19 protein-coding genes and 2 pseudogenes are annotated in these 24742 nt (G+C 71.0%); 5 read left to right on the top strand and 16 right to left on the bottom strand.

The window, feature by feature from the left end:
* Positions 1-171: 171 nt before the first annotated feature.
* The 8 genes from AB0C75_RS07160 to AB0C75_RS07125 form a co-directional block, all read right to left on the bottom strand.
* Positions 172-1455 (bottom strand): MFS transporter, encoded by a 1284-nt coding sequence (locus AB0C75_RS07160; protein WP_362887896.1) that lies wholly within the window; start codon positions 1453-1455, stop codon positions 172-174.
* Positions 1452-2525 carry an alcohol dehydrogenase catalytic domain-containing protein gene (locus AB0C75_RS07155; RefSeq protein ID WP_362887894.1) on the bottom strand — a complete coding sequence of 358 codons (1074 nt, stop codon included), beginning with the start codon at positions 2523-2525 and terminating at the stop codon, positions 1452-1454. Before AB0C75_RS07155 ends, AB0C75_RS07160 begins: the two co-directional genes overlap by 4 nt.
* Positions 2522-3337: a TIM barrel protein gene (locus tag AB0C75_RS07150; protein WP_362887892.1), complete on the bottom strand. Its 816-nt coding sequence runs from the start codon at positions 3335-3337 to the stop codon at positions 2522-2524. Before AB0C75_RS07150 ends, AB0C75_RS07155 begins: the two co-directional genes overlap by 4 nt.
* Positions 3334-4437: an alcohol dehydrogenase catalytic domain-containing protein gene (locus AB0C75_RS07145; protein WP_362887891.1), complete on the bottom strand. Its 1104-nt coding sequence runs from the start codon at positions 4435-4437 to the stop codon at positions 3334-3336. Before AB0C75_RS07145 ends, AB0C75_RS07150 begins: the two co-directional genes overlap by 4 nt.
* Positions 4434-5438, bottom strand: a complete 1005-nt coding sequence (locus AB0C75_RS07140) for an ROK family protein (protein WP_362887889.1) — start codon at positions 5436-5438, stop codon at positions 4434-4436. The genes AB0C75_RS07145 and AB0C75_RS07140 overlap by 4 nt, the downstream gene beginning before the upstream one ends.
* Entirely contained in the window at positions 5435-6106 is a 672-nt protein-coding gene (locus AB0C75_RS07135; protein WP_362888110.1) for an HAD-IA family hydrolase, read from the bottom strand. The genes AB0C75_RS07140 and AB0C75_RS07135 overlap by 4 nt, the downstream gene beginning before the upstream one ends.
* Positions 6107-6233: 127 nt before the next feature.
* Positions 6234-7001 carry an SDR family NAD(P)-dependent oxidoreductase gene (locus AB0C75_RS07130; RefSeq protein ID WP_362887887.1) on the bottom strand — a complete coding sequence of 256 codons (768 nt, stop codon included), beginning with the start codon at positions 6999-7001 and terminating at the stop codon, positions 6234-6236.
* A complete protein-coding gene (locus AB0C75_RS07125) occupies positions 6998-8170 on the bottom strand; it encodes a sedoheptulose 7-phosphate cyclase (protein ID WP_362887885.1) in 1173 nt (390 codons plus the stop codon). The genes AB0C75_RS07130 and AB0C75_RS07125 overlap by 4 nt, the downstream gene beginning before the upstream one ends.
* 307 nt (positions 8171-8477) lie before the next feature.
* Between AB0C75_RS07125 and AB0C75_RS07120 the strand changes: the two genes are divergently transcribed.
* Positions 8478-8972 carry a hypothetical protein gene (locus tag AB0C75_RS07120; RefSeq protein ID WP_362887883.1) on the top strand — a complete coding sequence of 165 codons (495 nt, stop codon included), beginning with the start codon at positions 8478-8480 and terminating at the stop codon, positions 8970-8972.
* 50 nt (positions 8973-9022) lie between these two features.
* Here the strand turns inward: AB0C75_RS07120 and AB0C75_RS07115 are convergent.
* Both AB0C75_RS07115 and AB0C75_RS07110 read right to left on the bottom strand, forming a co-directional pair.
* Positions 9023-10153, bottom strand: a pseudogene (locus AB0C75_RS07115) (MAB_1171c family putative transporter); the annotation flags it as partial.
* On the bottom strand, positions 10150-10635 hold the full coding sequence (locus AB0C75_RS07110) for a hypothetical protein (protein ID WP_362887881.1): 486 nt from the start codon (positions 10633-10635) through the stop codon (positions 10150-10152). The gene AB0C75_RS07110 and the pseudogene AB0C75_RS07115, both read right to left, overlap by 4 nt.
* Positions 10636-10912: 277 nt before the next feature.
* On the opposite strand from AB0C75_RS07110, the pseudogene AB0C75_RS07105 reads away from it, so the two are divergent.
* Positions 10913-11051 (top strand): annotated as a pseudogene (locus tag AB0C75_RS07105) (LuxR C-terminal-related transcriptional regulator); the annotation flags it as partial.
* A 103-nt stretch (positions 11052-11154) separates the two neighbouring features.
* Here AB0C75_RS07105 and AB0C75_RS07100 read toward each other — a convergent pair.
* Positions 11155-12045 (bottom strand): LysR family transcriptional regulator, encoded by an 891-nt coding sequence (locus AB0C75_RS07100; RefSeq protein WP_362887879.1) that lies wholly within the window; start codon positions 12043-12045, stop codon positions 11155-11157.
* A gap of 232 nt (positions 12046-12277) precedes the next feature.
* On the opposite strand from AB0C75_RS07100, the gene AB0C75_RS07095 reads away from it, so the two are divergent.
* Positions 12278-12829: a hypothetical protein gene (locus AB0C75_RS07095; RefSeq protein ID WP_362887877.1), complete on the top strand. Its 552-nt coding sequence runs from the start codon at positions 12278-12280 to the stop codon at positions 12827-12829.
* Between the two features lie 234 nt (positions 12830-13063).
* On the opposite strand, the gene AB0C75_RS07090 is transcribed toward AB0C75_RS07095, so the two are convergent.
* From AB0C75_RS07090 to AB0C75_RS07075, 4 genes are all read right to left on the bottom strand, one after another.
* On the bottom strand, positions 13064-13549 hold the full coding sequence (locus AB0C75_RS07090) for a thioesterase family protein (RefSeq protein WP_362887875.1): 486 nt from the start codon (positions 13547-13549) through the stop codon (positions 13064-13066).
* Positions 13546-14541: a 3-hydroxyacyl-CoA dehydrogenase NAD-binding domain-containing protein gene (locus AB0C75_RS07085; RefSeq protein WP_362887873.1), complete on the bottom strand. Its 996-nt coding sequence runs from the start codon at positions 14539-14541 to the stop codon at positions 13546-13548. Before AB0C75_RS07085 ends, AB0C75_RS07090 begins: the two co-directional genes overlap by 4 nt.
* A 45-nt stretch (positions 14542-14586) precedes the next feature.
* Positions 14587-15480, bottom strand: coding sequence for a 3-keto-5-aminohexanoate cleavage protein (locus AB0C75_RS07080; RefSeq protein WP_362887871.1), 894 nt, complete (start codon positions 15478-15480; stop codon positions 14587-14589).
* Between the two features lie 95 nt (positions 15481-15575).
* On the bottom strand, positions 15576-16424 hold the full coding sequence (locus tag AB0C75_RS07075; RefSeq protein ID WP_362887869.1) for a TetR/AcrR family transcriptional regulator: 849 nt from the start codon (positions 16422-16424) through the stop codon (positions 15576-15578).
* A 470-nt stretch (positions 16425-16894) separates the two neighbouring features.
* Here AB0C75_RS07075 and AB0C75_RS07070 point away from each other — a divergent pair, with 470 nt between their 5' ends.
* Together AB0C75_RS07070 and AB0C75_RS07065 are read left to right on the top strand one after the other, a co-directional pair.
* The gene (locus AB0C75_RS07070; RefSeq protein WP_362887867.1) at positions 16895-17917 is read left to right on the top strand and encodes a glycoside hydrolase family 16 protein; all 1023 of its coding nucleotides are present in this window, start codon (positions 16895-16897) and stop codon (positions 17915-17917) included.
* A 525-nt stretch (positions 17918-18442) separates the two neighbouring features.
* Positions 18443-21724, top strand: coding sequence for a GH92 family glycosyl hydrolase (locus tag AB0C75_RS07065; protein ID WP_362887865.1), 3282 nt, complete (start codon positions 18443-18445; stop codon positions 21722-21724).
* Positions 21725-22177: 453 nt separating this feature from the next.
* On the opposite strand, the gene AB0C75_RS07060 is transcribed toward AB0C75_RS07065, so the two are convergent.
* Positions 22178-24568, bottom strand: coding sequence for a DUF3395 domain-containing protein (locus tag AB0C75_RS07060; protein ID WP_362887863.1), 2391 nt, complete (start codon positions 24566-24568; stop codon positions 22178-22180).
* Positions 24569-24742 lie beyond the last annotated feature (174 nt).

Genomic DNA, 24742 nt, shown 5'->3' with positions numbered 1-24742 from the left:
CGCCTCGGGCGCGGCAGATCGGGTCGCGGTGACAAGCAGAACGGTTCTGTCCGCCGCGGGGCGACCCTCAGTAGACGTAAGGATTACTATAGAAGTCTGCTGTCTCATATACAAGCACTTAGGCCACTGACTGATCGCACTGTGCCGGCGGACGGCCCGGAACGGAGAGATTCAGCTCCTGGCGCCGACGGCGGGCACCGGCCGCCGCACGAGGACCGCCACCAGCACCGCGACCGCGAGCAGGGTCGTCAGCAGAGGCAGCCAGACGGTCGATGAGCCCAGCAGGACGGCGCCGAGCGCCGATCCTCCGGCGATCCCGACCTGGAAACCCGTCACATAGACCGCCGACGCACGGTCGGCTCCCCCGGCCGCCAGACGCATGACACCCGTCTGGAAGACCGGCCCGGCGGCGGCGAACGCGCCGCCCCAGAGAGCGACCGCGACCGCTGCCGCGGCGTAGCGCACCGCCGGAGGAGCCGGGGCGAACGCCACGGCCAGGAGCCCGGCGCCTGCCACGAACACCGCCATGGTGACGGCGGCGGCCGGCTGTGGGGCGGTGTCGTTGTACCGGCCGACGAGGTAGGTCGCCCCGGCCCCGGCGAGGCCGAAGACCGTCAGCAGCACGACCGTCGCACGCGAGGTTCCCGTGATGTCGGCGACGATGACGGCGAAGTAGGTGTAGCTCAGGAAGTGCGCGGTGACGAGGGCCGTCGCGACGCCGCACAGCGTCAGGACAGCGGGCCAGTTCACGGCCCCGTGCCCGTCCTCCCGCACCCGCTCCGCACCGTCGGCCACCGGGCGGCCGGTCAGCGGCCGGCCGGCCACCGGGCCGTCCCGCTCGGGGGCGGCGCCTGCCACCCGCGGCGCGAGGGCCCTGACGAGCGCGAGGGTCACCGCCACGGTGGCGGCCGTCAGCACCAGCAGGGTGGCCCGCCAGCCGATGAGCTCACCGATCAGTGTCGTGCCCGGGCTGCCCACGATCGCGGCGAGGGAGGCCCCGCCGAAGACCGCGGCCGTCGCGGTCCCCACCCGCTCGGGCGGCACCAGCGTGGCGGCGGCCGGGGCGACCAGCGACCACAGCACCCCGTGGGTCAGGGCGGCGGCGACCCGGCTGACCACCATCATCGTGAATCCGGACGCCGCCGCGGCCAGCAGCTCTGCCACGATCAGGACCACGAGCGAGGCCACCAGGGCCGTGCGGCGCGGAACCCGTGAGGCCAGCGCCACGGTCGGGACGGTGACGAGGGCCGCGACCACGGCGTAACCGCTGACGAGCAAGCCGACCTGACCGGTCGTCACATCGAGGCTGTGGGCGATGTCCTGGATGAGCCCGACCGGGAAGACCTCGAAGGTGACGTAGACGAACGTGGCACCGGCGAGCACCGCCAGGCGTGCGGCGGTCGGCGCGTCGATCCTGGCCGGCGCAGCCGTCCGCGGCGCAGTGGTGTTCCTCATTCCGTCTCGGCCCCCGCGTACGGGTGGACGTCGGGCGCGGGCGCATCGGCGGCGGCCGGAGAGCCGATCTGGACCAGGACCTTGGGACGCGCGCGGTTGCCGGCCGCCAGGCGGGCGAAGGCGGCGTCCAGTTCGTCGAGGGGGTAGACCCGGTCGACGAGCGCGTCCAGGTTCACCGCTCCCGAGCGTACGAGTCCGATGAGCCGGTCCCAGTATCCGATGCCGGACAGCACGCCGTGGAGCGTCACGTCCCGGATGACCAGGGCCGCCGCGTCGAAGCCGTCGGTGGCGTGGTGCGGTGTCCCCAACTGGGCTATACGGCCGCCCGAAGCGACCAGGCGGACGGCGGAGCGGACCGCCGCCGTGCTGCCCGATGCCTCGATCACCGCGTCGAAGGACTCCTCGTCCGGCGCGGCGGGGGCCTCCGCCGCGCGGAGACCGAGCCGGCCGGCCAGCTCACGGGCGGCGGGCTGAGGGTCGAAGACGACGGTGTCGGCCCCGGCGGCCACGGCAACCTGCGCCGCAGCGAGCCCCAGCGTGCCGGCGCCGAGCACCGCGACCCGGTCGTCGCGGGTCACCGCCAGCCGGTCCACGGCGTGGACCGCCGCGGCGGTCGGCTCCAGCAGGGCGCCCGCGGCGTCGGACAGCCCGTCGGGGATCCGGGTCAGGGTGTCCACCGGCACGGCGAGCAGCTGGGACCCGGCGCCCGGGCGGGTGCCGAGTACGCCGATCTCGCTGCGGTCGGGGCAGTACCTGATACGTCCCCCGCGGCAGTGCGGACACAGGCCGCACGCACGGAAGTTGTGGCCCGACACCCGCTGCCCGAGCAGAGCCCGGTCGGCGCCGGGGCCGACGGCGGCCACGGTGCCGGTCCACTCGTGGCCCACCACGAACGGATAGCTCTTCAGGCCGTCACGCAGGTAGTTGCTGCTTCCGTCGAAGAAGCCGAGGTCGGTTCCGCACAGGCCGAGCAGGCCCACCCGTACGAGCACCTCGTCCGGTCCTGGTTCCGGCGCTTCGGCCTCGGCGATCGACACCACGCCGGGCGCGGTGAGCTGAATGGTCTTCATCGTTCGTCCTCGTGATGGCTGGGCCCTGCCGTCGTGCGGCAGAGCGTGATGTCCGTACGGAGGCGGTCGGGTGCGTCCCGGTAGTCGTTCTCCACGAGCACCGAGCGGGCCCGCGAGCGCCGCAGAAGCTCCGGCAGGCCGTCGAGGGCGAGCCCCGACGCCACCCCTTCGTCCGCGGCGCGCTCGGAGTCCTTGACGTGCAGGTCGGGGAGGAGGAGTCCGGCCGCCCCGACCGCGTCGGCGAAGTCCAGGGGGGCCTCCCCTGCGTCCATGAGGTTGCCGGTGTCCAGGACGAGCCGCAGGGCCGGCCGGCCCACCGCCCGTGCGACGGCGAGGGAGTCGCGGGGGCCGAGCGGCGACTCGTAGGCGAGGGTCGTCCCCGCCGCCGAGACCTGGGCGCACATGATGCGCAGCACCTCGGCGGTACCGGCCCGCAGCGCGTCGGTGGCGGGCAGGCTCCGCCGGAAGCCGGGGACATGGAGCACCTGCGCCCCCAGCCGCCGCGCGCACTCCAGCGCCTGTTCCAGGAGGGTGAGGGCGGCCGGGTTCGGTGCGCCCGATGGGTGCGCGAGGCCGATGTCGTTGAGGTGGTTGACCGCGAGCACGGGGACCGGGATGTCCTTGGTGATCGCCTCGGCCGCGCGCAGTTCGACGGGGTCGCTCAGCGGCGGGCCGCGGTGGGCGCCGCCGAAGTCCAGGTGGAGCGCGTCCGCCCCGGCGGCCAGGGCGACACGGGCGGCTTCGGAGCGGGAGGTACTGATCCGCCACTGCGGTGCGGCGACGGCGGGCGCGGTCACGGCCGGCGCTGTCACGGCTGTCCTCCGACCCGGATCGCGGCCTTGAGCACCCGGCGTCCGTCGACGGCCCGTCCGGGCGAGGTGAGCGCCGAGTTGACGAGGTCCGCCGCTTCGTCGAGGCCGGTCTCGTGCGTCAGCACCTCGGCGCCGAAGGGCGTCGCCGGCTCCTGCCGACGCGCCAGGAGAAGGCCGAACGCCCTGAGCAGGTGCTCCCGTGCCACCCCGCGGTGGCCGCTGAGCAGCAGAGGGCCGGCGGGGCGGTCGAAGGGGTACACCCGCGGCGGCCAGGGAGCGCCCCCGCAGTTGGCCGCACGCAGCGCCGCGACGTCGACGGTGCGGCCGGCCAGCGGCATGTCCCCCGACGGAAGACCCGCGTGTACGTCGACGAGCAGCGTGCCCCGCACGTGCCGGTCCACCGTGGTCAGCGCCTCCCCGGTGCCGGTACGCGGGGTGACGATCACGACGGCGACCGGTGAGGGCAGGCCGGCGAGCAGCTCGGGCAGGCCCCCGTCGTGCGGGTCGACCGCGTCCGCTCCGTGGCCCACCAACAGGGTGTGCAGCCCGGGGAGTTCGTACTGCCAGGCCTCGCGTGCCAGGCGTCCGACGATGCCGTCCCCCCATACGACAAGGGCGGCGGGGCGTGTGGTGTGAACGGCGATGTCCAGGCCGTACAGGGCCGAGGCGAGGGGCTCGGCCAGGGCGGCCACCCGTGGCTCGTCGGCGCCGTCCGGCACCGGGACGACCAGCCCGGCGCGTACCGCCGACGCGGGGATGCGGGCGCGTTCCGCCCACAGGCCCGGCAGGTTGTGGCCGAGCAGGAACGAGGGATCGTCGGGGTGTGTGGGGTTCACGGTGACCGTGGTGCCGACCGGCAGGCCGGTGTCACCGGGCTCGACGACCCGGGCCACCCCTTCGTGGCCGAGGACGGGGCTCGGGTCGTCGCGCAGCCCTCGCAGGATCTGCCAGTCCGTTCCGCAGACCCCGGCGATCACCGGGGCGAGCAGGGCGTCCCCCGGACCGAGCGACGGTGTCGGCACCTCGGCGACGTCGACGAGGGTGCGGCCCCTTGCGTCCGGTGACCTGCGCACCAGCGCACGGTGCGTGGCGGCGGTCACGGGACGATTCCCGGCAGCCAGCGGCCGATGCGTTCCGCCCCGCGCAGGGCGTCGACCCGGCCGGGTCCGCAGAACACGAGCCGCTCGTCCAGCCAGGCCTCGCCGCGTCCCCGGTCGGCGTAGGAGGTGGCGGTGGCGAGCCTGCGGCGCAACGCGTCGGCGTAGTGGTTGCCCAGGCCCTCCACGACGCCTCCTCCGATGCCGAGCAGATCGAGGTGGGGGTCGAGGCACCACAGGGTGCGGAGCATGTTCGCGACCGGCTCCACGCAGAGTTCGAGGAGTCGGCGGGCCTCGGGGTGGCGGGCGTCGAGTGCGCCGGGAAGCCACTGGGCGACCTCGGGGACCCCGGTGATGCCCAGCCTCTCGGCGACCCGTGCGATACCGGGGCCCGACGCGATCGAGGCGAGGTGGTCCGGTTCCCCGCACGCGCAGCTCAGTCCCGCCGCCCGGGGGTCGGTCGTCATGGCGGGGAGGTGGCCTATCTCGCCCTGCAGGCCCCACGCGTCGACCGGGATGCGTGTCCGCTCCAGGTCGGCGACGCGCATGGCGATGCCGCTGCTGATCGTCAGATAGCCGATGCGCCGGGTGCCGCTCCTGGCATGGGTGTCGGCGAAGTCGGCGAGGGCGGCGGTCACATCGTTGACGAGGAGCCAGGTGACGTCGGGCCGGCGGCGCCGCAGCGCCTCTCCCAGCTCGTAGGGGGCGGCCTCGGATCCCCACAGGGGCGCGGATCCGTAGACGGTTCCGGTGAGGTGGTCGATGGCCGCGCCGAAGGAGATCGCCGCACGGGCTCCCGGCGGCGCGACCTCGCACAGCAGCTCGACCATGCCCTCCCGCAGGTCCGCGACCGGCCTGCCGGGGTGGTTGAGCCGGCTGGGAGAGCGGAGCCGTTCCACGGGCGCGTCCGCTGCTCCGGTCCGCAGCCGTACCCACGTACCACCGATGTCCGCCGCGAGTGCGGCCGTTGCCGGGGCCCCGACCGCCTGGGCCTGACGCGTCACGGCCGGACCGCCGGAGCGGCGACGGGCTCGGGGACGTCCAGCAGCACACCGGGGCGGGCGAGGTCCGTCCCGGCGAAGCGGAAGCCGCGGAAGTCGGCGTACCGTTCGGCCGTCCCGTCCCATGTGGTGAGCCCGCCGATGACCACCGTGCGCCCGCCGACGGCCAGCCCCGCACGGACACCGGCGTCGGAGTCCTCGAAGACGAGGGTGGACTCCGGCTCGCTGCCCAGCGCGGCGGCGGCCCGCAGGTATCCCTCGGGATGCGGCTTGCCCCGCGTCACGTCGTCCGCGCTCAGCAGGACGTCGGGCACGGGCAGGCCCGCTGCGGTGAGCCGGACCTCGGCGAGCTTCCGGCCGGCCGAGGTGACGACGGCCCAGGATCCCGGGGGCAGGTCCCCGAGGAACGCGCCCGCGCCGGGGATCTCGGTGATGCCGGTGGTCTCCGACTCCTCGATCGCGACGAGCCTGCGGGTCTCCGTAACGGCGAGCTCCTGGTCCGGGACGAACCGGCCCACGGTGTGCGCGGTGGGGCGGCCGTGCGCGAAGGCCAGGACCTCGTCGAGGTCGAGTCCGTGCCGGTCGCAGAAGCCTGCCCAGGTGGACTCGACGAGTGCGGTCGAATCCACCAGTGTGCCGTCCATGTCGAACAGCAGCGCTGACGCGTGCATCTGTGGCAAGGGGTCCTCCTGATAGGTGATCGGGGCGTGAGCGACGCTCGTGGCCGGAACGGGGACGGCCCTCGTGGCCGGGGCGTGGGCGACGCCCGTGGCCGGGACGTGGGCGACGCCCGGATCCCTACCCGCGGGAGTCGGACAGGGAGCGCGACTGGGACCGCGGCAGCCCGTCCTCGACCGGGGACCAGGTGGTGTCCTCGTGCACGACCAGTTCCTCACCGGCGTACGGGACTCCACGGGTGGCCGCGAGTTCGGCGGCCAGCGGGGCGAAGGCGGCCGGGGCCATGTAACCGCTGTAGTCGAAGTCCGCGGAGCGCCTGGCCCTGATGCCCGGTGAGTCGACCATGCCTGCGGGCAGCGCCTGGACGAACGTCACATCGGCGGGATCGGTCTCCTGGGCGACGGACCGGATCAGGGAGCCGGCCGCGGCCTTGGTGGCGGCGTACCCCGCCCGGTTCGGGCCGGCGTTGTACACGACCTCGGACGAGATGTGCAGGAACATCCCGGGAGCGGCCTCGCGCAGGGTCGGCAGCGCCGCCTTCAGGGTCCAGGACAGGCCGTGCACGTTGATGGCGAACTGGTCGAGCCAGTCGCTCTCGGACGTCTCGGTGAAGGGCTGACGTCCGGCGGTGAAGTAGACCGCCGAGTAGCAGACCAGGTCGGTCCCGGACGGTATCCCCGCCCGTAGCGCGGCCTTGGCCCCGTCGGCGTCCCGGAAGTCCAGCGGGTGCCACACCAGCAGGTCGCCGCCAGGCCCGGCCGGCCTGCTGCGGCTGAACACATGTGTCTCGATCCCTGCGGCGGCCCATGCGTCGGCGATGCCCCGCCCGATGCCGGTCGATCCGCCGACCACGACCGCGGTGGCGGGGCCGCGCCCCGCGCCGCTCACGCGCCCACCCCCTCGGGGACGAGCGCCTGGGCCTGGGAGGCGAACGGCGACGCCTGGGCGTAGCCGCGCAACAGGCAGGCGGCCTCGCGTAGTTCCGCCGGTGTGACGTCGTTGACGAAGTGGTGGCGCCCGATGCCCAGGGGAAGCGGCAGCCGCTGCCGGCCGTCACGGTGCCGCACCGTCTCCAGCAGGGCGTTCTCCAGCAGGGCCGGGTCGTCCAGTACGTCGTTCCACAGCGGCAGACCGAGTGCCTGGATCACGGCGTACACACGGTCCGCCTCGGCAGCGGCGATGTCGCCGCGCAGGGTCGCCAGGGCCGTCGTGAGGGCCATGTCGATCACCACGGCCTCCCCGTGCAGCAGTTCGGGCAGCGCGTGCATCTCGATGGTCGGGCTGAAGGTGTGGCCGTAGTCCACGCAGCGCTCCAGCGACGACTCCCAGAGGTTGGGCTGGAGTTCCTCGAGCATGAGGTGGATGGACTCGGCGACGATCGTGTCCGCGGCCGAGGCGAGCTCACCGGTCGTCCCCTGGAACCGGTCCGCGCGCACGGCCGCTCCCCTCGACTCCAGCAGGGCGAACAGGTCCTCGGACCTGATGAGCGCCATCTTGAGGATCTCGGCGAGGCCGTTGCTGATGTGCCGCAGGTCCAGGCTGCGCAGGAAGGACCGGTCGAGGAACGTCGCCGCGGCCGGCGCGTACGTCCCCAGCCGGTTCTTGCCGAGCTCGTAGTTGACCCCGGTCTTGACGCCCACTCCGGCGTCGACGAGGCCGATCAGTGTCGTGGGGATACGGATGTACGGCGTCCCGCGCCGGTAGAGGCTCGTGGCGAAGCCGACGATGTCGGTCAGCACCCCGCCCCCGATGGCGAGTACGGGCTCACGGCGACGGTCTATGCCGAAGCGGTTCATCGCGTCGATGACATGCGACACGGCGTCCCACTGCTTCACCGTCTCGTCCGCTCGCAGCGCCACGATCTCCGCTTCGACTCCATGGGCGGCGAAGAACTCGCGCACCGATGCGCCGTACAGCGCGTCGACGTTCCGGTCGATGACCACCAGCCGCCGCTCCCCCGGCCGCAACGGCACGTCGGGGCAGCCGGTCAGCAGTGCCGTGTTGTCGGGAGCGAACAGGTTGTCGGAGCTGACCACGTGGTAACGCACCTGCCGCACGGCCTCGACCGTCCATACCGGCCCGTTCTCGACAGCTTGGCGAAGCCCCTGGGTGAAAGCAGTACCGCTACGCATTGTCCCCTCCAATGACGAGCGCCGAAACACTAGACGCAAGACCCTTTTATCAGCGTGCTGTCGATTATAGTAGCAGCAAGACTCCGTGGATGACGTTCGTGTTACAGTTCACACGCAGCAGCTTCATAAAGAACGACTGTGCGATGCGGAGTGTGCGCGTCAGTCGCGTTCCATGCCCCCGGCGTGGACCAACCGGAACCCCGAGTCGCTGGAGCCGAGGGAGATCGGACGTATGGCAACGCTGGCGGAACGCCTGAATTCCTGGTTCGCCGATGCCGCGACCGCGGACGCCGTCGGCCGCCTCAGGGAACCGTCGACGTCCGAGGTCGCCCAGGCGATCTCCGAGGACCCTGGCCACGACGTGACGATCTCCCGGAGCTATCTCACGGCGCTGCGCAACGGGTCACAGACCAATCCGACGGTCAACGTGCTCTCGGCGATCGTGACGTACTTCCAGTCCAGGGACATGACCCTGCCGGTGTCCGTGAGCGCCCTGGTCAACGAGGATGTGCCGACCCCGCCCGCCGAGGAGAAGGACGAGTGGGCGACGGCCCTGTCCGACCGGCAGGTCAGGTCGATCGCGATGCGGGCCGGTCAACTCACCCCCGGTCTGCGCGACCAGCTGCTGTCGATCATGGACGTGCTGGACGCGTCGCGGGAGTCCGCCGACCCCGATGGCTCGGACCGTCCCGACGACTCCGGCCGCTCCGGCACGAACGGCGGCTGAGGTCCGGATCCGCCGGGCGCGGCGTCGCCGCGCAGGGCGCGCAGCTCCCCGGAGAGCCGGATCAGAGCGGCGAGGTCGCTCTCGTAGTCGTGACCGTCGACGCGGTGCTGGTGCTCGGGGGCGATGACGAAGGACGACGCCGTCGGCAGGCCACCGTCCCGGTCCTCGTCGCCGACGATCCGACGCAGCGCGTGATCGACGATCCTCGCCTGGCCGCCCTCCCGGCCGCTTTCCTGGCCCGAGGCCGCCATCCGCTCGGCGGCGAGCTGCAGATGCGGGCCGAGGCGGGTCAGCCCGTCGCGGCACTCGATGTAACGGCGGTACACGTCCGAGGCGTTCGCGGAGAAGAGGCGCCGGCGCCGGCGCCGCGGGTCCAGGACGAGCTCGGGGTGGTGCTCCATCAGCCGCATCCAGAGCTCCTCCAGGGCGCGGTACTGCTCGCGGCCGTCCCGCCTCTCCCGCACGATCCGCGGCACGCTCACCACGAAAGGCAGCGTCAGCCCGGCGCACACCACGATGGCGGCGATCTGGCCGAACACGAAGTCGTAGGCGTACGTGATCGGCTGCCCGGGCTCCCGCAGCGTGGGCAGGTTCACCCAGAGGAAGCGGAAGACGCAGGTCAGGGCGAGGCCCCCCAGGCCGGCGGTGATGACGCCCAACGACAGCCTGCGCAGCCGGGGCCCCTGGCGCGCATGGCGGGCGGCGAGCGCGGCACAGGCCGTGTAGCCGAAGAGCAGGTAGAAGTTGCCGAGGTTGTAGAACGCGCGCACCCGTCCGTCCACGAGGTAGCCGGACGTCAGGGCGTGATTACGCAGCTGCCCCGGGAGCAGCAGGGTCAGCACGAACATCCCCGTCAGGCAGGCCAGGCAGGCGCCCACCTCCCAGGGCCACGGAAACCTCCAGCGGGTCAGCGGGCATTCGCGCAGGAAGCCGACCATGAGGCAGAGCCCGATCACGATCGCCACGTTGTAGGAGAACTTGGAGAACCCGACGACGGTCCAGCGGTCCACGAGCCGCAGCACGTGCGGCTGGCTCAGCACGTTGCCCGTGCCCATCAGGAACAGCGACAGGCACAGGTGCAGACGCATCGGATCACGGAAACGTCGCTGGACCAGCGCGGGAAGCGTCCACGCCGCACCACCGAGAAGGGTGACGATGGCTACCAGGTTGAGCGCGTTCACGTCGAGGCGTCGGTGAGGACGAGGCTGTTGTACACCGAATGCCGCCACGGTGTGTCCAGGCCGTAGAGCCGCGCGCGACGGCCCATGGAGATCGCGTGATGCATGATCGTCGAGGCGATGATCTCCGCGTCCCGTTCGTCCCTGTCGGAGTAGCACGTGCGCAGCTGCGTCTGCGCCGGGCGCTCACCGGCGAGGTCGTAGGCGACGATGTGCCCGACCTCATGAAGGATGATGTGCGCCTGATGCGCCTTCGTGGTCCTCGCCTGGTAGGCGATGACGTCCTCGTGCTCGCGCGAGATCAGCACACCGAAGGGGCCGTCGGCCGGGAGTTCCCACTCCAGCAGGCTGATCGGCGTACCCCGTAGCGCACCGAGCGAGTCACACAGAGCGGTGACGCTCAACGGCAGCGTGGGCGCGAGCCGGCGCATCAGCCGATGACTGTGCGCGCGAAGCCGGGCGTCGCGCAGTCTGTTTCCGCGCACACCGAACGCCCGTTTGGAAGCGTCCCCCGTCCGATCACCAAGCATGTGGCTCTCCCCCCTAGCCGAGACACCGCACCGACTCGTGACGCGCATGGGGGCGAGTCGTCGAGCCCGCGTCGGCAGGGTTCAACCTACGACACCCCGCTACCGGTCAGGTCAATATGAGATGAACATGACGATCTTGCCGACGAGAACGCGCCACTATGGCTCGGAGTGACCCGCCCACGGCCCCACCCACCGCCCATACGTACGCGCAGGCCCGGGGCCGCCCCTTGAGTCCGGTGCCGAACTCCCCACCCGCCTCCACCTGGCCGGGACGACCGTCAAGACCCCATGTCGCCCGCATCCTCGCCGAGCTCGGACTCCGCGGCCGCGTCCAGGCCGTCATCGTCGCCTACGAGACAGGTCGCGTCAGCGCCAACGCGGGCGCGGCTGCCGACCGGACGCAGCCCGAGGCCGAACCTGGGGTCAGCGTCCAGGTCGGCTTTGGACCGTGGGGTACCGGCGTCGGCGCCTCGGTCACCTTCCGCTCAGCGTGGCGTCCTGCGCCGCTTGCGCGAGCGCCCGGACAAGGTCCGTCTCCCCGGCCGTGGGCCAGATGAGGACCCAGGTTCCCAACGGGGCGTCGTACGGATGCAGGTACCGGAGGCCGGGCCACTGGTAGCAGTCGGCGGCGTCGCCGTGGACGAGGCAGACCGCCTCACCTGCCGCGACGACGGCGGCGACTTCCTGGATCGAGGAGACCTTCGGCCCGCGCCGGATCGGCCGGCCACCGGGGGTGTGGGTGGGCACGAGCGTCTGCTGCCAGTACTCGGGGATGGGTGCTGCGGAATGCGGCAGGGGCCAGTCCGCCACGTCCTCCATGCTGACCTTGTCGCGGAGGGTAAGAGGATGGTCGGCGGCCACCATGAGGACCAGGGGCTTGGCCGCGATCACCGGACCGACGGTCAGATCCGGTTCACGGACCGGCAGCCAGGAGGTCGCCACCTGGACCGAGCCGTCCCGGAGGGGGCCGAAAGGGTCCGAGAAGTTGATCTCCTGGACATGGATCCCGACCTCCGGGTGCCGGGCCCGGAAGAGGCCGATGACCTGCGGGTAGTAGTGCGCCTGGGGCCCGTGCAGACCGATGGCCAGCGTGCTCGTGGTGCCGCGGGCAGCAGCGGTGGCCGCGCGGGTGCCGTCGAGTATCTGCTGGTAGCCGGCGCCGAGGTCCTGCCTCAGCTGAGCTCCGATGGCAGTGAGCTCGACCTTGCGGCTGCTCCGGGCGAAGAGGCGCGCGCCGATCCGCCGCTCCTGCTTGGCGATCGCCTGACTCACTCGCGCCTGTGACACGTGCAGTCGGTCTGCGGTCCGGCCGAAGTGCAGCTCCTCGGCCAGCGTCAGGAAGATCTCGATGTCTCGTAGTTCCATCACGTGCCCCCCAGCCTCCACGGATAACTCCGGGGTTATCAGACCATGTACAGCCGGGGGTTGTTCGCCCGAATCCCGCGCCGCATCCTGGGTCCCGTCCTCTCCGGGGACGCCCATCGATACTCAGCGCGGGCGCGCAGGGAGACGACGTGCTCACACCGCTCGCGTACGGAGAAGGGGCTCGTGGACGGTTGCACGTCGACCGATTTCATGTCCTGGGGTCCGTCGGCCGATGAGTATCGAGACCTGGAGGCACTGTTCGGACCGATGTCCCACCGCCGCCCTCCACACCCTCACCATCCCGCCCACCACGCACCAGCCGCCGGTGAGCGCGATCGACGTAAGGATCACCGCAATGAAGAAGCGCATGACGCTTGCCGGCGCCGCCGGTGCGGCCGTTCTGGCCGTACTCCCCCTGGCCGGCACCGCCTCCGCGGCCGAGTACACCGTGACGTACACGTCCGGGCCGCACACCGGCGACAAGTGCACCTGGAAGACCAGCTGTGCCGGCTCGGCGTCGTTCGTCCATGACGGCGACCACCTGCTGGTCTGGGACAACGCCGGCGACGGGCACTCCGTGGTGGTGGAGTACGAGCGCTCCGATGTGGGCGGCAGCGACTACGTACGCGACTGGAACCACTACGGCAAGTACGCCAGGCTCGACGTCAACATGAACATCCCCGAGGACGGATGGATCAGCTACCGGGTCTGCCTGGGCGAGTACGGCAGTCGCAGCGTTCTGAGGGACACCTGCTCCTCCTTCTTCTGGGAATCCGCCGGTTGATCACCGCGCCATGACCGCCATGCCACGCGCGAAGGGGATCATCGCGATGAACGGCCGTCACCGGGTCCCCTTCGCGAAGAAAACCGTGGCCCGCTTGAGGACGTCGACATCCTCGCGCAGCCGACGGTTCTCCCGCCGCAACTCGGCCGCTTACGGGCGCAGCGCCCCGAGCGGACAGCCGGCCGCGAGCGCGGCGGCCACGGTGACGATGCCCGTCACGACCACCGCATCGGTTCAGCCGGGAACCGGGGCGATGGAACGTCCGGCCCATGGGGGTGCGGGTTCCGTCAGCGCCGAGAGTCGCTCCCGTACGGCCTCGGGGAACGGCACGGCCCGGCCGCTGCCCTGGTCGACGTGGACGCCCAGCAGTTCACTCGTGGCGACCGGCTCGGCCCCGGGCTCCGGGTCGGCCTCGGCCCTGTCGAGTACGTACATCTCGTGCGCGAACCGCGTCTTGCGCGCACCGGTGCCCAGGAGCCGGGTCCTGATGGCGAGGGGGGCGCCCACTGGAACGTCGCGCAGGTAGCGCACGTGCGATTCGACGGTGTAGAGCGAGCAGCCGGTGTCAGCGCGGTACTCCGGGCCCATACCGGTCTCGATCATCAGGGCGTCCGTCGCGTAACCGAAGACGAGGACGTAGAACGCCTCACTCAGGTGGCCGTTGTAGTCGATCCACTCGGGCCGGACGGTCTGCCGGAACAGCGGGAGTGCCTCGCTCACTTCGCCACCCCGCCCTCGGGGAACCGGGGCAGCCGTCCGGTGGCCCGCAGAATATCGATCACACCCTGGTCGCGCTGGGCCACGAGTTCGGCGATCGTCCGGCCCTCTGCCTCCTCGTCGCAGCCGGCCACCACCGCGTCGTACAGCTTCTTGTCCAGCTCAGGGGCTTCAAGCCGGGTCCACGGCGACTTCAGGGAAGGCCCGAAGTGGTCGAGCATATGGGCCATGCCGCCCTCACCGCCCGCGAGCGCGAAGGTCAGCATGGGGCCCATGGTGGCCCAGCGCAGACCGGGCCCCTCGGTGATCGAGTCGTCGATCTCCCGGACGGTGGCCTCGCCCTCCGCGACCATGTGCAGGGCCTCACGCCACAGGGCCTCCTGGAGGCGGTTGGCGATGAATCCGGGCACCTCGCGCCGCATGGTGATGACGGATTTCCCGGCCGCCTCGTAGAACCGGCCGGTCCACTCGACCACGTCCTCGCGAGTGGCGGTGCCACCGACGACCTCGACGAGCGGGATCAGGTAGGGCGGGTTGAAGGGATGCCCGACGACGAGCCGACCGGGGTCGGCGCAGTCCGTCTGCATATCGGTCATCGGGTAGCCGGACGTGGACGAGGAAATGACGACACCGGAGGGGGCGGCCTCGTCGATCCGGGCCAGCAGTTCCCGCTTGAGTTCCAGCCTTTCCGGGGCGCTCTCCTGAATGAACTGGGCCTGCGTGACGGCCTCTTCAAGGGTCTCGGTGACGGTGAGCCGGTCCTGTGAGGCGTCCGGCGCGACACCGAGCCGGGTGAGCGCCGGCCAGGCAGCCTCGACGAGCCTGCGCAACCGGGGCCCGGCGTCCGGTGCGGGATCCCAGGCGGTCACGTCGTAGCCGCGGGCGAGGTAGTGGGCGGCCCAGCCGCCGCCGATGACACCGGCGCCGATACAGGCGACGCGGCGTACGGCCTCCGGGGCGCAGGGCAGGGTGGGAGCGGGTTCGGGGTGGGACATGGGTGGCGGTCTCCTGGGACGGAGGGGCGGGGTTGTGGAAGCGGTTCAGCCGCGCGGCTTGAGACCGAGTTGTCGGCGCGCCTGGTCGGCAGTGGCGACCCGTGAGCCCAGCGCCTCGACGATGCCGACGGCGCGCTCCACGAGCTGAGCGTTGGTGGCCTTGACGCCCTTGCCGAGGTAGAGGTTGTCCTCCAGGCCAACGCGGACGTGCCCGCCGAGCAGGAGGGACTGCGCGACCCAGGGCATCTGCATCCGACCGAGCGCGAAGCTCGCCCAACGGGCACCCTCGGGCAGCATGTTGACCATCGACTGAAGCACCCCGGGATCTGCGGGAGCACCCCAGGGCACGCCCATGCAGAGCTGGAAGACGGTGGGATCGTCGAGCAGCCCCTCCGCGAGCAGCTGTTTGGCGAACCAGAGCTGGCCGGTGTCGAAGATCTCCAGCTCGGGCCGCACGCCGAGTTCCTGGATGCGCCCGGCGCCCGCGCGGAGCATGTCGGGAGTGGAGACGTAGAGGTTGCTGCCGTCACCGAAGTTGAGCGTGCCGCAGTCGAGGGTGCAGATGTCGGGCAGCAACTCCTCTACGTGCGGGAGCCGTTCGAGCCCGCCGACCAGGTCGGTACCGGGCAACCGGGTCAGCGGATCAGCGGGGTCGATGACGAGATCGCCGCCCATCCCGGCAGTGAGGTTGATCACGACATCGGTGCCGGTCTCCTTGATCCGCTCCACGACCTCCCGGTACAGCCGCGGGTCGCGGGAGGGTGCACCGGTCTCGGGATCGCGGACGTGGATGTGCACGACGGCCGCCCCGGCCCCGGCCGCCTCCACGGCGGAGCGGGCGATCTGCTCAGGACTGACCGGCACATGAGGGCTCTTGCGCACGGTGTCGCCGGCTCCTGTGAGAGCGCAGGTGATGATCACTTCTTGGTTCACGGACATGCGATATGCCTCCTTGAGCGCGGGTGCGGGTGCGAGAGTGCCTGTGCCTGTGCGAGACGCGGGGATGGAGATGCGCGGTTGGGGAGCGGACGGGATCAGGCCGTGCGGCCGGGCAGGGTGAGGGTTTCGTCCACGTAGGCGAGGAGCGCGTTGTGCATGTCCAGGGCACTGGTGCCGGGACCGCCCGGGGCGGTCGCGAGCACCTGGGAGGCGAGCCCGTCGATCAGCGCGGTCAGCCGCAGTGCGGCAGGCTCCGGTTCGACAGGGCGGAAGACGCCCTGAGTCATCCCTCTGCGCAGTACGTCGGCGACCGTCGTGCGCCACTGCCGGTAGTACTCGACGTGCAGCCCGCCCACGGCGGTGGAGCGGGCCGCCTCCGCCCACAGGTCGAGCCAGACGCTCCACTGGACACGCTGCCGCTCGGTGTACGGCGTCTGCATCTCGATGAGCTGGCGCAGTTCCTCCACCGCGTCGGCGGCCTCCGCGATCCGGGTGTCGCGGCGTGCGGTGTCCTCGTCCATGCACCAGCGCACGGCGGCTTCGAGGAGCTCGTCGCGGCCGGGGAAGTGGTAGTGGATGGCGGCGGTGCTCGTGTGGCAGGCCTCGGCGATGTCGGCGACCCGGACGGAGTGGAATCCGCGTCGAGCGATGAGCTCCACGGTTTCCCGCACGATCTGGGCCGGCCGGCCACCCGGAGCGGGATCGGTGGTGCCCTGGCCGCGCGGCCGGCGAGTCTCGCCCGAGGTACCGAGCAGCCAGCCCGCGTCCACCCCGGCGGTGGCCGCGATCCTGGACAACTCCGCGACGGTGAAACGCCGGGCGCCACTGAGCGACCGGGACAGCTTGGAGGGGTCCATGACGATCCGCCGCGCGAACTCGCGCTGGCTCACCTCGGCTGCCGCGATCACCTGACGCACCCGTACAGGCACCGTGTCCTCGTTCATGGTGCGTCACCGTACCCCACGTGTTGAGATGAACTCAATGCAACGTCTCACGAGATTTCGCTGACACATAGGGCATCTTGAGGAAGTGCATAGAGACTGACTGTCTCATCAGTCAGTCTCCACAGACTGGACCTCCCGGAACCTCGGCCTCACTCTCGAAGTGGTCAAACGCAGCGACGACACCTCCACCCCGTCGTGACGCGCGCCATGGTGCACGCGCTGCGGCTGCACGCGGGACGGTTCCCCGAGGACCCCGGCGCGACCACCGGCTGCCGCCGTCGGACGGGACTGGAACCACGCGCCACCGCTGAAACCCTTGCACCAACTGACCACCCCTTGAGGCCAATTGCCTTCAGGAAGTGAACGCTACAAGCACCTTGACGGGTTCAGTCACCGTGCCCGACAGTCGTCCGCAGGCGGTTGAGAGCGCTCTCACCCGCCTGTCCCCCCACCCCACGAAAGCAGACCCCATGAACAGGATCCCTTCCTTCGGCAGGTCTCAAGGCATCTCTCCAGGCTCCGGACGCCACACCCGACGGCGTCTGCCGGCCGCACTCACCGCACTCGCGCTCTGCCTGCCACTGGCCGGGCTCACGGGCCTGGCGGGTCCCGCCGGGCTCTCGGGCGGCACCGCCGCAGCCGCCGAACCGGCTGCGAAAGCCCGAACAGCCGCCGCCGACTGGACCACCATGTTCAGGGACGACTTCGACGGCGCGAGTGGAACAGGCCTCAACACGACCGACTGGCTCTACGACATCGGCACCAGTTACCCGGGCGGCGCCGCGAACTGGGGCACCGGCGAGATCGAAACATCCACGGACTCGACGGAGAACGTCTACCAGGACGGCTCAAGTCACCTGGTGATCAAGCCCATACGGGACGACTCGGGTCACTGGACGTCCGGCCGGGTGGAGACCCAGCGCACCGACTTCGCCGCACCGGAGGGCGGACAGATGCGGCTCAGCGCCTCCCTGAAACAGCCCGACCCCGAGAGCGGACTCGGCTACTGGCCGGCCTTCTGGGCGATGGGCGCCGACGCCCGCCCCGCCGGGGCGACCAACTGGCCCAGCATCGGCGAGCTGGACATCATGGAGGACGTCAACGCGCTCAGCCAGCACTCCACCACCTTCCACTGCGGCGAGTGGGCCGGCGAGTGCCACGACCCCGACGGGATCAGCAGCGACCTGCAGGCCTGCGACGGCTGCCAGTCCGGCTACCACACGTACTCGGTGATCGTCGACCGCCGGGACGCCAACGCCGAGCAGCTGCGCTTCTACCTGGACGATGTACAGACCTTCGCGGTGGACCAGAGCGAGGTGTCCGACGCGACCTGGAAGGCCGCCGTCGACCACGGATTCTTCGCGATCTTCGATGTGGCGATCGGCGGTTCGTATCCGGACAAGGTCTGCGGCTGCACCTCCCCCGGGGCCGACATCACCTCCGGGGCGGAGATGAGCGTCGACTGGTTCGCGGCCGAGGTGAGCCAGTCCTGACCCACGACCGCCGGTGACCGGGCCGGGGGTGGCGTCGCAACCGCCCCCGGATACGGGTCCGGACCCGGCGGTACCGGACCCGGCGGTACCGGACCCGGCGGTCCCGGCCCCGAGAGTCCGAGGATCCTCCCGGTCGGCGGCAGGCCGGCGGGCCGGGAGAGCGCCGCAGACCGCATACGCTCCAGGCGTTTCCCGGTCCGACGATTCGGCCGATCGCCACCGTCCGACGACGGCCGGAGCTGTCCTGCCGCCGTCCGACGACGGCCGCAGGACGGCTCCGGCCCCGCGCGTGCCCACGGCCCGGCGGAGTCCTCGTGGGGCCTTGACACCCCGGTGCGGCAGGAGGAGCATCCTCCCGTCGTTGACAACGTTGTCGGCACAGGATCGCCCCGGGCAGGCAACGGAGCTTCCGCCCCGGCCCGTTGACCGTCCGTCACACACGAAGGGGCAGGATCGGTGTCAGACACGCACAGCCGTCGGACGCACGCCGGGCTCAGAGCTGTCAGCTGCGTCGCGGTGACCGCCATGGCCGCACTGGGACTGGCCTCCACGGCCGCCCCCGCGTCGGCAACATCCTCGTACACCACCGTCAAGGACCCGGTGTCGTACGTCCACCCGCTGATCGGCACCGCGAACGCGGGCAACACCTACCCGGGCGCCGTCCAGCCGTTCGGCATGCTGGCCTGGAGCCCGCAGAACTCGCGGGGCAAGCAGGTCTCGACGCCCGCTCCCGGCGGCTACCAGTACGACGCGACGAAGATCCGCGGCTTCAGCCTGACGCACCTCAACGGCGTCGGTTGCTCCGGTGCGAACGGTGACATCCCGATCATGCCGTACGTGGGTGACATCGACACCTCGCCCACCTCGGACGCGACCGACGCGAAGTACGCGAGCGACTTCTCGCACGCGGACGAGACTGCCGCCCCCGGCTACTACAAGGTCGGCCTGGCCAGCGGCGCTTCGGCGGCACTCACCACGACCGCCCGGACCGGCACAGGGCAGTTCGGCTTCCCGGCCGACAAGCCCGCCAGCATGCTCTTCCGCACCTCGAACTCGGAGAGCGGCAGCACCGACGCCACCGTGAAGATCGACAAGGCGGCGCGGACCGTGACGGGCTCGGTCTCCGCCGGCAACTTCTGCGGTCCGCAGAGCGCGAACAACCGCAAGGACCTCTACACGCTCTACTTCACCGCCCACTTCGACAAGGACTTCGCGAAGGTCGGCACCTGGACGGACGACACCGTCGCCCCCGGCTCCACCTCGGCCTCCGGCGGTACGGGGTACAGCTCGTCCGGCAACCCCGAGGCGGGCAAGGGCTCCGGGGCGTACATCACCTTCGCCGACGGCACCACCGGCGCGCAGGCCAAGGTCGCCGTCTCCTACGTCAGCGCGCGGAACGCGGAGGACAACCTCCGCGCGGAGAACGGGCGTCACGAGACCTTCGACTCCGTCAGAAAGCAGGCCGCCAAGACCTGGGACAAGGCGCTGAGGACGATCGAGGTGGGCGGCGGCACCGACGCCCAGCGGTCCACCTTCTACACCGCGCTCTACCACTCCATGCTGGAACCCACTCTGACCAACGACGTGGACGGCCGCTACCTCGGCTCCGACCGCAAACCGCACCGGCTCGCCAAGGGGCAGAAGGCGCAGTACGGCACCTTCTCCGGCTGGGACCAGTACCGCGCACAGGTTCAGCTGATGACGCTGATCAACCCGCGGGCGGGCAGCGACTACGCGCAGTCTCTCTACAACTACGCACGCCAGAACGACGGCGAGTGGGACCGCTGGCTGCTGGAGAACGGCAAGACAAGCGTGATGTCGGGTGACCCGTCGGACGCGGCGCTCGCCGGGATCTACGCCTTCGGCGGCCACGACTTCGACGTCAAGGGGGCGCTGAAGTCGCTGGTGACCGCGGCCACCGTGCCGACGGCGAACGACTCCGACAGCTCGGGCTGCAACGTCGAGTGCGTAGGCCAGCGGCCCGCGCTCGACAAGTACCTGGAGCTCGGTTACGTACCGGCGGACGGCTGCCACTGCTGGGGCGGCGCCGCCGAGACGCTGGAGGACGCGGCGGCCGACTACGGTCTGTCCGAGCTGTCCCGCCAGACCGGGAGGACCGCCGACGCGAAGAAGTTCCTGGAGCGCTCGGGCAACTGGTCGAACGTCTTCGACGCCAACGCCACCACCGACGGCGGGTACATCCGCGACCGCAAGGCCGACGGCACCTGGGCCGGCACCTTCACGCCGGGCACCGGTACCGGTTTCGTCGAGGGATCCAGCGCGCGCTACACCTGGATGGTCTACTCGGACGTCGCCGGGCTCGCCGGCGCGATGGGCGGGAAGGACTCGGCGGTGAAGCGGCTGGACGCCTTCTTCCGCACCCCGGACGGGAAGTTCGACTTCACGGCGAAGGACGCCACCCGCTACGACCCGACCAACGAACCCGACATCAACGCTCCTTACCTGTACAGCTACTTCGGCGCCCCGTACAGGACGCAGGAGACGGTCCGCGCCGAGGTGGACCAGCTGTGGACCGACACCCCGGGTGGCATTCCCGGCAACGACGACGCCGGCACCATGTCGTCCTGGTACGTCTTCTCGGCGCTGGGCATGTACCCGCAGAACCCCAGCCGCGCCGATCTGGTCCTCACCGCTCCGCTGTTCCCGCACGCGGTGGTGCACACCGGTCACGGCAAGACCATCACGGTCGAGGCGCCGGCCGCCTCGTCGGCCAACAGCTACATCCACGGCCTGAAGGTCGACGGCCGCAAGTCCGACAAGCCGTGGGTCCCGGCCTCGTTCGTCACCCGTGGCGGCACGCTGGACTACACGCTCGGCGCGACGGCCGATACCTCCTGGGGCAGCGCGGCGAGCGACGCCCCGCCGTCCTTCCCCGGCGGCGGCGTGAAGTACTTCACCGGCGCCGCCCCCGAGCAGGTGAAGACCGAGCCCGGCTCGGGCAGCGCGGAGACCACCGTCAAGGTGCAGAGCCTCCAGGCCGAGTCCACCTCGGTGCACTGGACGGCGACGGCTCCGGCCGGTGTCACCGTCACGCCCGCCGAGGGCGATTTCACCGTCCCGGCCGGTGGCTCGGCGAGTGCGAAGCTCGCCGTGTCGGCCGCGGCGGACACCGCCGAGGGCCACTACACGGTCCCGGTGGCACTGAAGTCCTCCGACGGGACCGAGCTCCCGAAGACGTCGTTCGCGGTCACCGTCGGCGAGAAGAACGGCCTGCTGTGGAACCGCAACAGCACCGGCATCTCCACCGACGACACGGAACCGCAGGCCAACTTCGACGGTGAGGGCTGGAGTTACTCGGCCGCCGCGCTCGCCGCGGTGGGCGCGACGCCGGGCGGCACGGTCTCGTCCGACGGATTCGACTTCACCTGGCCCGAGCCGGGCGCCGGCAGCCCCGACAACATCGAGGTGACCGGCACCACCCCGCAGGTTCTGAACGTCCACCCCTCCGAGGGCGACACGAAGCTGAGCCTGCTGGGCAGCGCCGCCGAGGGCGCGGCCAGCGGCAAGCTGACGCTGACGTACACCGACGGCACCACGCAACAGGCCGACATCGGCTTCAGCGACTGGACGCTGGACGGTGGCTCCCAGCAGCCGTCGTACGGCAACACGGTGGCGGTCCACACCACGTACCGCGACGTCCAGGGCGGCGGCAAGGACCCGGTGGGCACCGAGGTCTTCTCCTCGGCGCCGGTCACCCTCCAGGCGGGCAAGCAACTGGCGAGCGTGACGCTTCCCTCCACCACGAGTGGCGGAATCATCCACGTCTTCGCGGTGGCCACCGCCTGATCAGCGGCTCCGTCCGACCCAGGTCGCCGCACCGCCACCTCACCGGAGCGGCGACCTGGGTGATACGCGGCTTCCGTAAGGTTCCGGGGGCCGAACACCCCGCCGCACACACCTCGGCGGTACACGTGTGGTCCCCGGCCACGAGGGGAGGTGCGGGGAGGCGGTCCGCACGTCGACGCCCGTGTGACCGGCGATCTCGCAAGCCGGCTTCAGGGGCTGGTCTGCTCCAGGTCCGGACATCGCCGCATCGCCGCAACGCGGGAGCGAGGGCGCGAGGGCGCAGTGGCCATGTACCCGGCCGAGAAGAGCGCCGCTCCGGTCGACGCGGCCGCCGCAGAGATTTGCGGCCTGCTCCTCCACGCCCTGCGCGACCGCTCCGGTGCAGGGCCCCGGCCCCGGCCCCTTCGTAGTCCGCAGCCGGTTCACCTACGCATCGTCACTCGGCGCCTGAACTCACAGGGCCGCCTGTAGCCCTTCGAAGCGCACCGTCCAGCGCCGGTCTGCTGGAAAGCCCGGCGCGTGCCGGTCGGGTGCGCCGTCCCAGCCGGCCGCCATGAACGCGATGGCGTACAGCAGCGCGGCGTTGCTCGGGAAGTACGGGAACGGCCCGCCGGTTGCCAGGCCCGCGTCGTCGAACTGGAAACCGGCGGCCGGGTGCAGCAGGAAGTCCACGGCGTCGTCGGGCCGCCCGAGCCGCGCGGCGCACATGGCGAGCATCGGGAAGTCCCATCCCCAGGTCCGGTCGAACTGCCAGCCGGTGAAGACCTTCTCGGCGGTGCGGGCCATCGTGGGGACGTCCACGCCGTCGCCCGGCAGCCAGCCGTATGTGCCGATCAGGGCCGGGTGCTCGAAGTTCCACCGTGTCCACATGTCCTGGACTCCTTCGTGCAGGACGTACGTGCCGTCCTGCACCGGCAGCGGCGCGAGCCCGTCGTGGACCCGCTGCCACCCCGGGTCGCGATGCAGGCCGAGCCGTTCGCGCCACTGCTGTGCGACCCGCAGGCCGAAGCGCCAGTAGGCGAGCTCGAACGTCGGGTTCTTCGTGGTCTTCGGGTCGGTGTTCTCCGAGACGATGTGCATGGGTGGGCCGAGAATGTAGCGGCGCGTTTCCTTGTCCCAGAAGGCCCAGGAGGAGAGGAAGTCGGCGGTGTCGAAGACGATGTCGCGCCACTTGTGCAACGTGCTCTCGTCGGGATGCGCCCGGTAGTCCATCTCGGCGAGGAAGATCGGGTGCGGCTGCTGCCACATCAGCAGGGCGTGGATGACGTGCGGTGACTCGCGCCCGTCGGCCGTCGTGCACTTCGGCCAGCGCGCTCCGCGGAAGCCCTGGGACTCCGCGCGTTCGCGCGCCGACCGGTGGAAGCGTTCATAGACGTCCAGGCTGCGGTCGAGCATCGGCCAGCGGTTCCACAGTGCCCAGTGCGCACCGTGCCACCAGTACATCTCCATGTGGAACTTGCCGTTCCAGCCGTTGTTGACGAGCCCGGATTCCTGCGGCGGCTGGGAGCCCGCCTCGTTCGCGCGCATCAGGTACTGGGAGAGCACGACACGCCGCTCCAGTTCCGTCCAGCGCGGGTCGGTGCTCCCGGAGAGGTCGATCGCCCCGCCGGAGAGCCAGTACTGCCGCCACGCCCGCGTGCTCGCGGCGAAGGTCGCGCTCGACGTCGGCGCCGACCCGGACGGCGTGGACTCGAACGTGCAGGTGAACCGCAGCCGATCGGCGTGGTGGTCGCCGGTGAGACGGTAGCGATGCCGGTCGGCCGCCGCTCCGATCGACAGACTCTGTTCGTCGAGGACAACGATGTCATGGTCTTGGCCCGCGTACGTGTAGCCGAGCACCAGGCGCTTGGCCAGGCCTGGCGCCGGGTCACCGAGGTTCAGGTCGTTGACGAGAAGAACGAGCGAATGGTCCGCGACCAGTTCTGCGAGCTTGCCGGTGACGTCGGCCCAGTGACCGTCGGCTCCGTACCGCGCGGTGCGGATGACGAGTTCTCCGGTGGTGGAGCCCAGGCCGGTGAACACCCCGTGGCCTTCCCAGGCGAGCGCGGCGTGGTACGCCGTGGAGTCCATGCGGTGGGTGATGTCGGCGCGGTTGCGCCCGCGCGTCGTCGCCGTCGTCTCGTGGGCGTCGGGGGCACCGTAGGTGCCGACATACGCGGCGAACTCCTGCGCGTCGGCGTAGGGGAAGTCGAGAAAGACCGCCAGCCGCTCGGCGGCGATCAGCGGCGAGTCGATCTGCACGGCGACCGTGTCCCGGTCGGGGTGACAGCAGGTGCGGACGTGCACCGGTTCACCGGCGACCTCGAACCGGCTGTCCACCACGCCGGTCCACAGGTCGAGTTCCTGGTGGATCCGCTTGATGTCGTCGGCGACGGCGGCGCGGCCGTCAGGCATGGCCAGCTCAAGGCCGATACGTCCGAGGTTGATACGAGCCGGGTTGGCGTAGAGCCACGACGACAGGTCGGGCTGGTCCGGATTCGGGATGGGGTAGTCGACGGGGCGGCCGTGCGTGTCCCAGGTCTGGCCGCGGAAGTCCGACGGCTCCTGGCCGGGCGGCAGCGGGAAACTGTGCCATCCCCAGTCGGACATGGTGTTGAAGGGGACGAACGTCTGCAGTCCGGTGACATCGACACCGAATGCGAACCCGCCGTTGCCGACCTGCAGCGGGCTCTCCGTGTCGAGCTTCCCACGCACGACCCGGTGACGGGCCACCACGGACTGCCGGTCGATCGGACGCACCGACGTGGCATCGGCCGGTGTCCGAGCCGCGGCAGCGGACTCCGGAGCGACGCCGACCACAGCCGCGGCCGCCGAGCCGGACAGGAACGTTCTACGAGTGACCATACGGTGCTTCCTGACTGAGAACTGAGAGATGGAACGGCCGCTCGCACCAGCCGTACGGGCGCGGTACCGGCGGCTGTCTCTGCACGAGCCACGGAGTTGACGGTGTCGTTGATTCGATTCAAATCGAGTGCAGGCTAAGCCCGTTGTCCCGATCCAGGCAATGCACAGGAAGCA

The sequence above is a fragment of the Streptomyces sp. NPDC048565 genome, assembly GCF_040650935.1.
GTDB lineage: Bacteria > Actinomycetota > Actinomycetes > Streptomycetales > Streptomycetaceae > Streptomyces.
The sequence above is the reverse complement of the archived record's forward strand: the minus strand, read 5'-3'. Positions and strand labels throughout refer to the sequence as shown.

Bases quoted from the DNA above. Each gene is read 5' to 3' on its own strand.
- AB0C75_RS07155 (WP_362887894.1), bottom strand. From the start codon at position 2,525: ATGAAGACCATTCAGCTCACCGCGCCCGGCGTGGTGTCGATCGCCGAG.
- AB0C75_RS07120 (WP_362887883.1), top strand. From the start codon at position 8,478: ATGGCAACGCTGGCGGAACGCCTGAATTCCTGGTTCGCCGATGCCGCG.
- AB0C75_RS07080 (WP_362887871.1), bottom strand. From the start codon at position 15,480: ATGTCCGTGAACCAAGAAGTGATCATCACCTGCGCTCTCACAGGAGCC.
- AB0C75_RS07070 (WP_362887867.1), top strand. From the start codon at position 16,895: ATGAACAGGATCCCTTCCTTCGGCAGGTCTCAAGGCATCTCTCCAGGC.
- AB0C75_RS07100 (WP_362887879.1), bottom strand. From the start codon at position 12,045: ATGGAACTACGAGACATCGAGATCTTCCTGACGCTGGCCGAGGAGCTG.
- AB0C75_RS07160 (WP_362887896.1), bottom strand. From the start codon at position 1,455: ATGAGGAACACCACTGCGCCGCGGACGGCTGCGCCGGCCAGGATCGAC.
- AB0C75_RS07095 (WP_362887877.1), top strand. From the start codon at position 12,278: ATGAGTATCGAGACCTGGAGGCACTGTTCGGACCGATGTCCCACCGCC.
- AB0C75_RS07135 (WP_362888110.1), bottom strand. From the start codon at position 6,106: ATGCACGCGTCAGCGCTGCTGTTCGACATGGACGGCACACTGGTGGAT.
- AB0C75_RS07075 (WP_362887869.1), bottom strand. From the start codon at position 16,424: ATGAACGAGGACACGGTGCCTGTACGGGTGCGTCAGGTGATCGCGGCA.
- AB0C75_RS07065 (WP_362887865.1), top strand. From the start codon at position 18,443: ATGGCCGCACTGGGACTGGCCTCCACGGCCGCCCCCGCGTCGGCAACA.
- AB0C75_RS07085 (WP_362887873.1), bottom strand. From the start codon at position 14,541: ATGTCCCACCCCGAACCCGCTCCCACCCTGCCCTGCGCCCCGGAGGCC.
- AB0C75_RS07060 (WP_362887863.1), bottom strand. From the start codon at position 24,568: ATGGTCACTCGTAGAACGTTCCTGTCCGGCTCGGCGGCCGCGGCTGTG.